Annotated in this window: 10 protein-coding genes and 4 tRNA genes; 12 read left to right on the forward strand and 2 right to left on the reverse strand. The window is 51.6% G+C overall.

What is annotated here, in order from left to right:
* Positions 1-219: 219 nt before the first annotated feature.
* The 4 genes from QN215_RS04395 (at position 220) to QN215_RS04410 (ending at position 626) form a co-directional block, all read left to right on the forward strand.
* Positions 220-292 (forward strand) — tRNA-Gly (locus QN215_RS04395).
* A 27-nt stretch (positions 293-319) separates the two neighbouring features.
* Positions 320-390 (forward strand) — tRNA-Cys (locus QN215_RS04400).
* 19 nt (positions 391-409) lie between these two features.
* A tRNA-Val gene (locus QN215_RS04405) sits at positions 410-481 on the forward strand.
* Between the two features lie 72 nt (positions 482-553).
* A tRNA-Val gene (locus QN215_RS04410) sits at positions 554-626 on the forward strand.
* 490 nt (positions 627-1,116) lie between these two features.
* Here QN215_RS04410 and QN215_RS04415 read toward each other — a convergent pair.
* Positions 1,117-1,890 carry a MerR family transcriptional regulator gene (locus QN215_RS04415; protein WP_369344883.1) on the reverse strand — a complete coding sequence of 258 codons (774 nt, stop codon included), beginning with the start codon at positions 1,888-1,890 and terminating at the stop codon, positions 1,117-1,119.
* Positions 1,891-2,255: 365 nt separating this feature from the next.
* Between QN215_RS04415 and QN215_RS04420 the strand changes: the two genes are divergently transcribed.
* The gene (locus QN215_RS04420; RefSeq protein WP_369344884.1) at positions 2,256-3,128 is read left to right on the forward strand and encodes a DUF1684 domain-containing protein; all 873 of its coding nucleotides are present in this window, start codon (positions 2,256-2,258) and stop codon (positions 3,126-3,128) included.
* A gap of 102 nt (positions 3,129-3,230) precedes the next feature.
* Here the strand turns inward: QN215_RS04420 and QN215_RS04425 are convergent, their stop codons facing one another.
* Positions 3,231-4,019 (reverse strand): M50 family metallopeptidase, encoded by a 789-nt coding sequence (locus QN215_RS04425; protein WP_369344885.1) that lies wholly within the window; start codon positions 4,017-4,019, stop codon positions 3,231-3,233.
* Between the two features lie 450 nt (positions 4,020-4,469).
* Between QN215_RS04425 and QN215_RS04430 the strand changes: the two genes are divergently transcribed.
* The 7 genes from QN215_RS04430 (at position 4,470) to QN215_RS04460 (ending at position 13,021) form a co-directional block, all read left to right on the forward strand.
* A complete protein-coding gene (locus QN215_RS04430; RefSeq protein ID WP_369344886.1) occupies positions 4,470-5,060 on the forward strand; it encodes a TetR/AcrR family transcriptional regulator in 591 nt (196 codons plus the stop codon).
* Between the two features lie 1,022 nt (positions 5,061-6,082).
* A complete protein-coding gene (locus QN215_RS04435) occupies positions 6,083-7,582 on the forward strand; it encodes an APC family permease (protein ID WP_369344887.1) in 1,500 nt (499 codons plus the stop codon).
* Positions 7,583-7,764: 182 nt separating this feature from the next.
* Complete coding sequence (locus tag QN215_RS04440; protein ID WP_369344888.1) at positions 7,765-9,096, forward strand: aspartate aminotransferase family protein; 1,332 nt, start codon at positions 7,765-7,767, stop codon at positions 9,094-9,096.
* Positions 9,097-9,219: 123 nt separating this feature from the next.
* A complete protein-coding gene (locus tag QN215_RS04445) occupies positions 9,220-10,023 on the forward strand; it encodes a GntR family transcriptional regulator (RefSeq protein WP_369344889.1) in 804 nt (267 codons plus the stop codon).
* Positions 10,024-10,297: 274 nt separating this feature from the next.
* Positions 10,298-11,098: a MoaF C-terminal domain-containing protein gene (locus QN215_RS04450; protein WP_369344890.1), complete on the forward strand. Its 801-nt coding sequence runs from the start codon at positions 10,298-10,300 to the stop codon at positions 11,096-11,098.
* A 29-nt stretch (positions 11,099-11,127) separates the two neighbouring features.
* Entirely contained in the window at positions 11,128-11,949 is an 822-nt protein-coding gene (locus QN215_RS04455; RefSeq protein ID WP_369344891.1) for an SDR family NAD(P)-dependent oxidoreductase, read from the forward strand.
* 106 nt (positions 11,950-12,055) lie between these two features.
* Entirely contained in the window at positions 12,056-13,021 is a 966-nt protein-coding gene (locus QN215_RS04460; RefSeq protein ID WP_369344892.1) for a sugar ABC transporter substrate-binding protein, read from the forward strand.
* Positions 13,022-13,051 lie beyond the last annotated feature (30 nt).

Here is a 13,051-nt window from a genome sequence, read left to right on the forward strand (position 1 = left end):
CTACAGTAACGTGAAAATGATTCGTCTCGCATTTTTGCCGAAAGCAAGATGTGGATAACCATCGTGGTTGGCAGTCTGCAACACTCCCGCGCTGCCTCATGTTCGTTGTAAATGATGGGTTTCCTGGCAGCTACGACACGCAATTTGCGCAAAGCCGAATAGTTGGATATAGTGGTCAATCGTGCTTGGAGCTGTTCAATTCGGCGGTTTCTTGAGTATGCGGGCATAGCTTAGTTGGTAAAGCGCGACCTTGCCAAGGTCGAGAGCGCGGGTTCGAGTCCCGTTGCCCGCTCGAGGTCCGAGTAGTAAGACCTGTCACGGTGGGTTAGCCAAGCGGTTAGGTAGCGGCCTGCAAAGCCGTTTAGACGAGTTCGACTCTCGTACCCACCTCTCATTCGAGAGAATGACCGGGCGGTTGGCGCAGAGGTAGCGCACTTCCCTGACACGGAAGGGGTCACTGGTTCGATCCCAGTATCGCCCACGGTTGAGTTTCACTGCTCGTGAACCTCACTGCTGTTGTGCAGACTTTCATATGAAAGTCTTTCTAGAGTTCGGGCGATTGGCGCAGCGGCTAGCGCACTTCGTTCACACCGAAGGGGTCGCAGGTTCGATTCCTGCATCGCCCACCCGAAGCTGCATCCCAGCTTGGTTCCATCTCTTAACCGTCCCATGTATTTCGTACCATCACCGATGACACGAATGCGCGGATTCACCCCCGACTCACGACAGGTGCGGGGACACACAATCAATTGTGAAGAAATCCCTGCAGGTATTTCCGCCACCGGCACTGTTTCTGGTGATGAATTCGTCTTGACGCGTTCATTTTTCGTGACGTTTCGAGTTTTGTTGCCTTTTTTGAGTATTCCTTGAATCTCGCGGTGTTGCCATGCTGTTTTTAAGCCATTCAGGACGGTTCAGATGGCTTACTTTTCTCAATTTTTCGAAGTTTTTTCAAAAAAGGCAACAAAACTCGCATCCGGCGATAAGAGATAAGAATAAGATCGGTTGTGTATCGGACTGTTTCAATATCGGAGTAGAGAACCGATGTGGCACCACATCGCGCCGAGGTAAGGCATAGCAGCGTTGTTCAATGAACTTTTTGAGCTCAAGGGGTGCTCACTGCTGATGTTGCTTGACCCAGATAAGCAAGGTGTCTCGAACAAAGGTAGCGCCTGCCAAGCCACCATAATTGTGTGCAAAACGTTTGTCGGCAACATACATGGCCGCAAGTCCCTTAACATACCCATACACATCGCCATCTGGATCATTGGCAGGGGTTCCCGGAATTCCTCGCAGCCAGTCAACATGGCGTTCCGCAAGGAGCTGCGCCGTGTCTGACTGTGGCGTGACGGTCGAATCGTGTGCGGCGTGCTCCCAATCCGCGTTCAACTGTGCGAGCTTGCTCTTCCACTGGGATTTATCTGTGTCGTTCATGGTGTTCCACCAGGAATCGGAACGCTCATAGGCTTCCTTTCCCCAGCGTCGTTCCACCTCTTCCTGGTATTGCGCATGGTTGTCAAAACCATCGAACATAGTGTCTGTCATGATGTGTTCTCCTTTTTCTAATGAGAGCAGTGTCCGTTCAACCGCGGCAATCTGTCTGGTCAAACGTTCCTTCTCTTGATGGAGCATGTTTACATGGGAGCGCAAGGCTTTCCTCTCGTCTGTCTGACGATCCAACACCTGTTGAATCGTTGACAAATCCAGACCAAGATCACGAAAGAGCAAAATCTGCTGCAGCCTGATCAGAGCCGGTTCATCATACTGTCGAGAGCCGTGATAACTTTTGCTGCTCGGTTTGAGCACACCAATGGCATCGTAATAGCGAAGCATTCGTGTGGTAATGCCTGTCAGCTCAGCGACCTCATGTATTGAAAACTCCATATTCATCAGCGTATGCGTTGACGTAGCGTCAATGTCAAGTTGATAGCTGACACGGCTTGTTTGGGAAGTTTTTCATGGTGGGGGAGTCACAAAGGCTCTGCGCGGCCAGCTCACTCAAGGAGTTCGGACTTCGTAGTTAGGGAAACCGGCTTTTCATTCCATAACTGCTGTAGCTATATGCAATGTATATAACATTGGTCATGATATCAATAAACGTGATGATATCCGATAGAAACTACGTATATGCACACCAGCATGTGAGCCGCTCAACGATGCCTATAATCAGCCCATTCGAAGATAACAGCATCTACGAATGCTTTTTTCCCCGAAGATTGTGTCTGTGTGGGGTAACTATGACTATGGAGGACTCTATGACATACGACCATACTGAGCAAAGTTTCCAGAAGTGGCATGCTCAACGGGTCACAGATCTCAATGCGCCATACGGTTGGCTGTCCTTGGTGAGCCAGGATTGGATCCGTCCGAACGAAGCGTTACGCATTGACCGTGTTCCCGGCACATGGCAGGTGGTGAATGATGATGTCGTGTACACGCCTGATCCAACAGCCACCATCCCTGTATATATTGACGGCAAGGCAGCGAGCGGACCCACTGTGGTCAAGCAGGGGTACAATGAGCGCGCCTCATCGATCGGTTCCGCGGTGGATACAGTGTATGGCGATCTGATCGTTGAAAACATCACCCGCAGCAATGAGCAGGGCGAGCGTATCTGGGCGATTCGTGTGCGTGACCCCAAGGAGTCGGCCGCGAAACAATTCGACCATCTTGACACCTATCCCTGGGATGCTGATTGGATTATTCCAGCCACATTCGAACGTACGGCAGAAAACCCGTATGGTGCTGCAACCGTTGAGCATGGTGTGTTGGAAGACAGCCTGCATATCGGAACTGTGCATGTGACGGTTGATGGACAGGACTATGCCTTGTCGGTCTCCGGGCATCGTCACGGCGATGGCAGCGTCAGCGGTATCGTACACTTCCGAGACACCACCAACGGTACGGAAACATACGGAGCCGGACGTCACATACCGCTGTCGCCTGAAGAACTGGAATCTCTGACATCTCTTGACTTCAACGCGGCGATTTCCTTCCCCTGCGCCTTCACCAACTGGGTGACGTGCCCCCTGCCGCCCCTCGGCAACACCATCGCAAGTGCAATAACAGCAGGGGAAAAGAAAGCTCCGATTATCGTCGAGCGCGTCCAGACTTACATCAAGGAGTAACCTCCACATGCTGCGTGTCAGTGGAGGAAAACACGTTGCAGCTTGTGATTGACTTGATGGTCTCCGACAGGGACATGCCAACGCGCGAGCCTTTCATCCCCATCAGTGCTGCAGCAGGACCCCTAATCGTGACAAGGTAAGTACCGAGTGGGCGAATGGTGTGATACCGCCGACGGAGCGCGTCATCCATGCCGCCGCAATCCACAGGGCAAACAAGGACCAGAGCATCCATAAGATAATCCAGACGAGGCCCGGTATCCGAGTTGCCGCGTCGAGACTGTCGGCATCGGAACCATGCGATTGTCCGCGCGCCCGCTGGGATTGCAGTTCCAACAGGGGACGTATGGAACCGAGTATCAGAAACCACGCCAGACTGTGCGCCGCAATTGTTTGGACACGGATGTCTGCCCACCATGAAATGCCGACGACCAGTGATGCGGTCACCATGATGACGATGATCCCATACATGTTGCGTACCCGTATCAGCAGCGCGAACATCAACGCCACAAGAATCCACAGCGTTGCGGACACATATCCCCGTGCGGCAAGCAGCGATGCGGCAATGCCGAGAACTGCCGGTGCCGGATATCCAGCCATTGCAGTCACCACATACGCAATGCCGTGCGATTTGCCAAAACTGACGGTCTCTCCCGAAGTGTCCGCGTGCAGTCGAACGCTTCCGAGCCGTCTTCCAGAGCATAGGGCAATCAGCGCATGACCGCCCTCATGAATGATGGTTATCAGGTTGCGTGCTATATGCCACACAGGGCGGATACTTACGCAGCATATGGCTATGAGCAGGCTCAACGCCAGCGTTCCCACTCCAGCGGCAGGAGCTTGCGTCAGGGAACTCTCCACAATGGTATGAAGAGTGGTATGAACAATGTTCATGACAGTATTTCACGATCCAATCATTTGATGAGCAACATTCATGATTCTGCATTGTGCCATGCTCTTCTGTGAACTTACTTACAGTGACATCACACCTGGTCGTGCTGGATACTTCTTACTGTCGCGAAATACACGGTCCAAGCCTGCATCTGTAATGCGGGCCCACGATAGCAACGATTCAGAGAGTGAAGGTTAACCCGATAGGGCTCACGTAGTCCGGAATCTTCTGTCGCCTGAAGTTTCAGAGTTACATGCAAGCAATGAACCATAACCAATGAGCCATAATGCTGAAGCAGCATAATCCTCATGGTCTCATCCGTTTCTCATCTCGATTTGTTGTATTGTCATTCTTGGAATGCTAGAACCCGTGAACGGATTTTGGAATGTCTATGGAATGCATGTGAGTGTGCAGCCTGTAACAAGCCATGTCAAGGAGTAGTGAAACAGCAGATGCCCAAAGTTGTGGATCATGACAAGCGTCGCATGAGCATTGTCAGAGCCTATCTTGAGCTGGTTGGCGAAAGGGGCATGCCTGAAGCCAATTCACGGGCTTTGGCCCAGAAAATGGGCATTTCGAACAGCCTGTTGTGGCGATATTTTGACGATATGAACCAGCTCATCGAACAGGCATATCGTACCATCACCGAGGACACCAATGCACGGATTCAACGCTCGGTTCACGGCAGGTGCGGAGTGGAAGCATTCAATCGAGCACTTGACGAGATTTTTCCAATTTCATATGAGTCCCGAATCGAGGCCAAGATCGCAGTGAGCTTCTGGGGACTGACCGTAGCGACCAGAAGTCAGGCGCCTGTGACACTTCATGAGATAGGTGAGTGGTCGCAACTGCTGTCGTCCTTCTTGGAGCAGGCTATTGAGCGCGGGGAAATCGCTGCAACTACGCCAGTGCTTGCCATAGTCCGCATGGCTTTGGCGACGGGCATTCAGGCTCAGGTCGAGTTTGCGCTCACGCTGTCTGAATCGATTGCCAAGGATTTGCGCAACTCGGTGCATGACATGCTCTCCATTGTCGCCGTATAACTGTGCAACGCTTTCTCGGGCACTGTCGCCGGTTTTATCGCGTATTGCCTTAAGCGGTTTTCCATGTTGCGACGTGCATAGGTTGAAAAATGATGAACGTAGAGAGATTGATGCCGTCTTTTTTCGTGCTGCTTCGAGTTTTGTTGCCTTTTTTGAGTATTCCTCGAATCGTGTGGTGTCGCTGTGCTGTTATCAGGCCATTCCGGACGTGTTTGATGGCTTGTTTTTGGCCTTTTTTCGAAGCTTGTCGAAAAAAGGCAACAAAACTCGTATCCCGCAGTGAGAACGGCAGTATCCTTCTTCGCAATCATGATAAATATCTTTCACCTGCAATGCCCGCACGAGATAATGGTAGGAATTTCCATCTCACGATAAGAGGACTCTGGCTTCTTAGCTTGAAGATGAGTCGTAATGATTGCGCTGCCTACTGTTTACAGTGAAGCGTTCGTGCTAGGCGCTGAATGTCAAAGTCTTGAAGGAGCTTTTGAACGAGTCATGCATATTGAAAACATAGAGCATCGTCAGCAGCTGCGCAGTGATTGCATCAGGAAGGACTGCATAAGAAACAAGTGAACTGCTTTTAGTGCTGTTCTTGGTTCCTTCACTCAGGTGAGTGCGCATATATGGGTATGGGTATAGGAGCGTATGCGTTCAGTGCATCCGTCAGGGAGGGCAGTGGCTTGCTTGCTCTCAAAGACCCATAACAAGCGTTGCGCTCCGAACTGGTTGACGCCTCCTCCTGTCGATTTGATTTCGGCTGTGTTTCGTCTCGAAACATGCACGACAACTGCACGACATTAAAAAGAGCACTTGCTCATTTATAAATGTCCTAGCGGCTGATGAACGCCATAAACTAAGCCGCTTAGGCTACCAGCCTAAACATATTCCATCTCATGCTGTTGCACACATGCCATCGGCCACACACGGTTTCGAGCCTCACAAGGGTACTGGCTGCATATGGTTTTTCGATAGCATGCGCTTTTCCGACAGCAGAGATGAGATAGATCAGAAAGGCGTAGACAATGAGCATTAGCAATACTTCAGATGAAGGTCTGTCAGCAGCGTCCCCATCTTCTCAACCGGCAGCCCTTTCAGGATCACTCGGCGTGGGATCCATAGTATTCATGGTGGTGGCCGCAGCGGCACCGCTTACGGTTATCGGCGGAGGTACCCCGGTAGGTATTCTCTTGGGCAATGGGTCGGGATTCCCCACAACATATATCGTTGCAGGCATAGCTCTGGCCCTGTTTTCAGTCGGATTAAGTGCCATGGCACGTTTTGTGCCTAAAGCAGGCGCATTCTTTGCGTATATCGGAAAGGGACTGAATCCAACGTGGGGATTGGGAGCCGCCATGCTGGCACTGATCTCATACACGGCCATACAGATTTCCGTATATTGCCTTATCGGCTTGCAAATTGCTGTAGCACTGCAATCATTCTCGATTTCAATTCCATGGTGGGTGTGCTCACTGGGCGTGCTGACTGTGACAGCTCTTCTCGGGTATCGGCATATTGACATGAGTTCAAAGGTGCTGGGCGTGCTGCTGGTCGGTGAGATTGCGGTGATTGTGGTGCTGTCCGTAGTTATCTTCGCAACCGGAGGTGCAAGCGGCATACATGTTGGACCGTCATTCTCTCCATCGGCATTCGTATCCGGTTCACCGGGTGTTGCCTTCATGTTTGGCATTGCCAGCTTCATTGGGTTTGAATCAACGGCAATTTATCGCAGTGAAGCCAAGAATCCCGATACTACGATTCCTCGTGCCACCTATATTGCCTGTGCCTTCGCCAGCATCCTGTATGTCTTCGCATCTTGGGCACTCGTAACCGCCTGGGGTTACGACTCGGTGGTAGAAGTGGCAGGATCGACGCTCGAAGCCGGCAACATGCTGCAGATGACCGGCGAGCGATATGTTGGCGGATGGTATGCAGCCGTGATCAGCGTATTGCTCATCACGAGCCTGTTCGCCTGCGTGCTGAGTTTTCATAACGTTCTGGCACGGTATATGCATGCGATGGGCAACGCAGGTGCCTTGCCGCGCGCCCTTGCCCAAACGCATCGGAAGCACCATTCACCTGCCGTGGCATCGCTCGTGCAAACGGCCACAGCACTGCTGGCGCTGGGCATCATTGCAGCCAGCAACATGGATCCATATGCACAGGGGTTCACCTGGTTCTCAGGCGTGGCCACGGCAGGATTCGTGACGCTCATGCTGCTCACATGCGCCAGCGTGATCGTATTTTTTGCAAGGCAGAAGCAATTGAAGGCAAATCTGTGGCAGCGAAACATTGCACCGGCTTTGGGCGGAACCATTCTCACTGTTTTTCTGGTGATGATCGTGATGAATTTTCCGCTGCTTGTCGGTGACAGTGATGCTGCGGGTAATCCCCAGGCGGGTGTGCTGACATATGGCCTGCTTGGTCTGTTGCTTGCATTCTTTGCTGCTGGCGTTGTTCAAGCGCTCATTCTCAAGGCACAGAGTCCAGAACGGTACAACACGATGCTCGAATTCATCTCGTGAGCTTCGTACCATCTCAGAATTTCCATACGTGCGGCCGCATAGAGCATGACTTGGTGCGGTCGCGCCCACGCCCACCATCACCGTCACCTACAGCACATATTCCACACGACTCAGCTGTGTGGATGCGTACAAACCCTGCAAATCATACAGACCATATAATCCCGATCAACAAGGAGTATCTCATGAATGATGTGAAAACCGTGTACCCCGATTTCATCACCCTTGATGAATCGCTTGCACTGAATTCTAAGCGTGTAGAAGAGTTGCAACTCGCTCATATGAACCAATATCGAACGCAGATTGGCCTTTCTGCAGGACTGACCTTTGACATCGTCAAGGCAGAAGGCTGCCATATGTGGGATTCGGATGGCAACAAGCGTCTCGATTTCATTGGTTGCGTGGGCGTTTACGTTCTAGGTCATAACAATCCACGAATACGCGATGCCGTACTGCGATACCTTGAAACGAATCCGCTCACCATGGATCCCATGGCACTCAAGCCCGTGACAGCCGCATTCGCACACAATATGGCACTGGTCACTCCCGAACTGACGCGAACCGTCATCAATGGCGGAGGGGGAGCCGAAGCGAACGAAGTGATACTCAAGATGTGCCGTATCGCTTCTGCGCGCACCAAAACAGGCAAGACAAGAATCGTATCCACACTCAACTCCTTCCATGGCAAGACCACAGGTGCCGTCAATGCCGGTGGCAAGGATGTGTGGCGACGCTGGCAGACCCCGGTTCCGGGACATGTCTATGTGCCGTATGGCGATGTCGAGGCCGTTGAAGAGGAGTTCAAGAAGAACGATGTCATCATGTTCATCGCTGAACCCATTCAAGGTGAGGGGGGCATTGTCGTGCCACCAGACGACTACTTCTACAAGATTCGCGAGCTCTGCGACAAATATGACGTGTATATGGTGCTTGATGAAGTGCAGGCGGGGTCTTGCCGCACCGGTTACATTTGGGCCCACCAGTATTATCAGGGTCTCGTGCCAGATGCCTTCACCTTTGCGAAAGGCATCTCCGATGGCGTGCTGCCGGTTTCGGGCGTGCAAGTCAAGGAAGAGCTGTATATGGCTGCATATGGTTCCTTCGACAGCGCCATGATGCATACGGCAACATATCAGGACAACAATATATCTGCTGCCGTTGCATTGAGTTCGCTGCAATTCATGATTGAAAACGACGTAGCCGGCCAGATACGTGAACGCAGCGCTTATGTATGGAATGAATTGGAGCTCATCCGTCAGTCGTATCCGACGGCATTGGAAGAAGTGCGCGGACGCGGTTTCATGATCGGTCTGAAATTCGGTAAGGACGAAGACGGCGTCGGCTATGCGAATGCCATTGGCACAATACTTGCGCAAAAACATCGCGTCCACACCATGACATCGATCAATGACGACACCATTCTGCGCGTATACCCCAACATCGCCACCACGCAGGAAGATTTCGATTGGTTCTTGCAGGCTCTCAAATCATCGATTGCCGAGGTTGTGCAAGCCTGATGCATGGACAGGTTAACAATCCATCCAGATGAACAGTGTTGCAATAGAAGACGATAATGCGCCGATCAGCAATTGAGCTCGGCGCATTATTGGTTATTCGCTGCGTGTTATTCCATATGCAATATGGATGAAAAACTTACTGCGCATAATCGGCATCAATGCGACGGAGGAGGTGAAGCAATGGGAAAGAGTTGTTTGCTGGTTCAACGCATCAGCGCGTACATTATCGACGAACAGTTCAGACCTGATGAACGGTTGGGGACGGAACGTGAACTTGCAGAGCGGTTCGGTGTCACTCGCAGCGAATTGCGTTGTGCACTTGAGACTATGGAAACACAGCATCAGGTCAAACGTATTATCGGACGCAAAGGGGGAGTGGTCGTTGCAGACAACCGTCTGGAACGTAACCTGAACTCCATAGATTCGATGCGTGAGATAGCGCGAAAGCAGTCGTTCAACCTTACGACTCAAGTGATCAATAAGCGAATGCGCAATGCAGAGCCTTACGAACGCAGAACGTTTGGTATGCAGCAAGGCCAGGATGATCGCGTATATTGCATTACTCGATTGCGACGAATCGACACCCAGCCGGTATGCGCTGAAACTTCAGTGGTGCCAGTTGCCTTATTTCCCAACATCATTCACATGAACCTCGATTCGATGGCAGCACTGTTCAGTGACGTGTTTCATATGCCACCCCACTCCAGCCAGGAATCTCTGGAAACAGTCACTGCAAATAGTGCCATTGCATCATTGTTGGCTCTTCATGCGAACGATATGATTATGCGCGTGACCCGACTGTCGTTGAACACTCATTCACGCGTTTTCGAAATTGGCAGTGAATGCTACCGCCCCGAAAGAGTACGCTTCCATCTCAATAAATTAGGCTACGTTCGTCACTCAGGGGTTGGCGCATATTCCGCCTAACGATATTGATATCCGCAGCGTCAAGACAATATCGAACTGCAACGTTCATGCTGTTATAAACCGTCACTATATACCGCCGCTATACACCGCCACATCCGTATGTTGTGATTGCACATCGACGATGTAAATGGCTAGTTACTTCTCTGTAAAACCACTCTTTTGAGGCCGCATGCCAGCACTATTGCAAGTGTTCCTGGCATACCGTTGTATTAATGAGCACGTGGTCACTATTACGAGTGCTCTCGTCCGAACACTGGAAACGAAGGAGCATCGCATGACGGTCAACACACAGGACAGTGCCACATGGCTACCGTTAAGTGGACTTGAGCCAGGCTTCAACGAAAATAAGGCGACAAGCGTTCCGACTGACCATGTGGATGGCACCACACTCACCACCCGGAATGATGCGGGGACTACCATACGGCATGTATTTCGCAATGGGCTTTTGGAATGGGACATCCAAGATGGCCAGCAGTCAGGAGTGGACGCATATGAGGCGTTTATGGTCGATGATGGACTGCTCTATGTACAAGTACATCACCGTGACATTCCAGACGAAGCCGTTGCAATCATCTTTGATCTTCGTGCAGGCACATGTCTGTCGGTTTTGAACTGTGCAGGTAGAACGCCACAAGGGTCCGAACCAGGACACACCGGAGTGTCCCAGAGCTTCATACCCTCCATCATTGTGGAGCATGAAGGCGAGCGTGGACCCCTACCGCATCCAACCAATGCTCTGATTGGACGTCGCGTGCGTTGGGAATACAGCGAAAGCCACACTTACGAACATGTGTACATTAATTCCGAATGGTACACATGGCACTGCATCTCCGGTCCTGAACGAGGACAGGCAGATACGGATCTGTGCACGTATTACGAGATTCGCAAAGGCATCTACGTATTTGCTTGGCGGGAGAAGGTAATCCCATGTGCAAGCGTCACCGTTGCGGATCACAGGGATGTAAGCAATATCAGATCTTGGGGGATGCTGTTCGGTCCAGACGACCGCAAGGAAGGATACATCCATTTCACCTTCGGCGCGAAGGGCCATCTCACTTCAATCAATTCGTACTAGTGCCAGATTCAAGTCGAAAGGATCATGTCATGCATGACGCAGCCGCTGATTCACCAGATCATTATGAGCACAATGTTCGTCCTGTCGTCATAATCACCGGCGGGGGGAGCGGTATCGGACAGGAGTGCGCACGTCACCTTGCAGCACACCAATGGGAAGTTGTCATCGCTGGACGGAGGGCGCAGGCTCTTGAACATGTATCAAACGAAATCGGTGCCACCGCTGTCACATGCGACATTGAGAGTCCCCAGCAGTGTGAGGAGCTCATCAACACAGTTGCCGCACGATTTGGCAGGCTTGACGGTTTAGTACTATCCGCCAGCGCGTCATTCGCCGGTCCTTTCAATTCGCTGTCTCACGAACGGTGGAGCACAACGGTGCAGACAAATATTGTCGGTAATGCCGATCTATGCCGTCAGGCATTACCTCTACTTGCCAAGTCTCAGGGATCCATTGTCGCGGTCTCATCTCTTGCAGCTCTGCGAGCATCGTCGTACATGAGTGCCTATGCAGCTTCAAAAGCTGGTTTGAGCATGTTGATTCAATCGCTCGCGGTTGAATTCGGCAGTAAAGGTGTCAGGGCCAATGCCGTATGCCCCTGCTGGGTGCGAACAGACATGGCAGACCGTTCCATGGAACTGCTCATGCAGCGTCATGGGATTGATCTTGACGAAGCATATCGGATTGCATGTGCTTACGTTCCTTTGCAAAGGCCTGCACGGGCGGATGAAATATCTCCTCTTGTGTCATTTCTCCTGTCGTCTCAGGCATCATTCATAAACGGTGCCATCATTCCGGTCGATGGTGGAGCCAGCGCGGTCGATGTCGGAGCATTGGGATTTCGCTCATGAACCAGCATTCACATAACTGCCGTTCCTCACATCATCCCAGAGTCGGCTGCTTGGCCGTAATCCCATCCAGTACCTGAAGTCAGACAACACAAAAGAGAGGAAAATTATGAAGATCTCAACAATGCGCAAGGCGCTATCCATAGTGGCTGCAACGATGCTACTGATTCCCCTGGCTGCCTGTTCCAACGGCGAATCCTCCTCGGGAGGGTCAAGCTCCTCCAAGGGAGCTGTGGCTGTGAGCTTCCCCAGTCGGGAAGTCACCATATGGAATGACACGACTGATGTCATCAAAAAGAATGTGACCGCTCAAGGCTACGAATTCCTATCAGATAATCCCGAATGGGATATACAGACGCAGGTCGCCGACTGGCAGTCATGGATATCACGCGGTGATGTCAAGGCTATATTCGGTTTCCCGGCACAGGTGGATTCCTTCGTCTCTGTAACTGCGCAAGCCAAGGCAGCTGGAATACCCGTGCTTGGCTATTCAGTACCGTGGGAAGGCACTACACAATATTTGGCACTTGATCTCAAAGGCGCTGGAAAACAAGCCGGAGACGGCACTGTGGCTTGGATCAAGGAGACGTATCCAGATAAGAAAATCGGTGTCGGCGTTCTCGCTGATACGACCGAAGATCTTGGCAAACTACAGCAGGAAGGCATCATCGACTCGCTTAAAGCGTCGGGACTGGATATCGACGTGTATGAGCTTGAAGCCCAAAGCCGTGAGGATGCCTACAATAACGCCCAAAGCGCCCTCGTCGCACACCCTGAAATTCGGGCTTGGGTCAGCATCTCCGGTGATATGGCACTCGGCGCAAGACAAGCCACCTTGGATGCAGGGTTGCAGGAAAGTGAATTCTCAGACATTGCCACCGATGCAACCCAAGAGGGGTATCAGCTCATCAAAACCGGTACCAGCATGATTCGTGAAGCATACTGCTTTACCCCCGACACCATCGGTGATGCCATGTCCACCATGCTCATAGATGCTGCTGAGGGCAAGAAAGTCAGTAAAGCCGAGGTAAGTGTCACGAAGGTTGATGCCAGCAACGTGGATAAATATCTGTAGAGTTCGACGAGATTCTTCCGCTGGAACGCA

Source organism: Bifidobacterium sp. WK041_4_12, from assembly GCF_041080795.1.
In the GTDB taxonomy this organism is placed as follows: domain Bacteria; phylum Actinomycetota; class Actinomycetes; order Actinomycetales; family Bifidobacteriaceae; genus Bombiscardovia; species Bombiscardovia aquikefiricola.

Coding starts and splice junctions, on each gene's coding strand:
- QN215_RS04430 (WP_369344886.1), top strand. CDS start 4,470: ATGCCCAAAGTTGTGGATCATGACAAGCGTCGCATGAGCATTGTCAGA.
- QN215_RS04445 (WP_369344889.1), top strand. CDS start 9,220: ATGGATGAAAAACTTACTGCGCATAATCGGCATCAATGCGACGGAGGA.
- QN215_RS04425 (WP_369344885.1), bottom strand. CDS start 4,019: ATGAACATTGTTCATACCACTCTTCATACCATTGTGGAGAGTTCCCTG.
- QN215_RS04420 (WP_369344884.1), top strand. CDS start 2,256: ATGACATACGACCATACTGAGCAAAGTTTCCAGAAGTGGCATGCTCAA.
- QN215_RS04435 (WP_369344887.1), top strand. CDS start 6,083: ATGAGCATTAGCAATACTTCAGATGAAGGTCTGTCAGCAGCGTCCCCA.
- QN215_RS04415 (WP_369344883.1), bottom strand. CDS start 1,890: ATGAATATGGAGTTTTCAATACATGAGGTCGCTGAGCTGACAGGCATT.
- QN215_RS04455 (WP_369344891.1), top strand. CDS start 11,128: ATGCATGACGCAGCCGCTGATTCACCAGATCATTATGAGCACAATGTT.
- QN215_RS04440 (WP_369344888.1), top strand. CDS start 7,765: ATGAATGATGTGAAAACCGTGTACCCCGATTTCATCACCCTTGATGAA.
- QN215_RS04460 (WP_369344892.1), top strand. CDS start 12,056: ATGAAGATCTCAACAATGCGCAAGGCGCTATCCATAGTGGCTGCAACG.
- QN215_RS04450 (WP_369344890.1), top strand. CDS start 10,298: ATGACGGTCAACACACAGGACAGTGCCACATGGCTACCGTTAAGTGGA.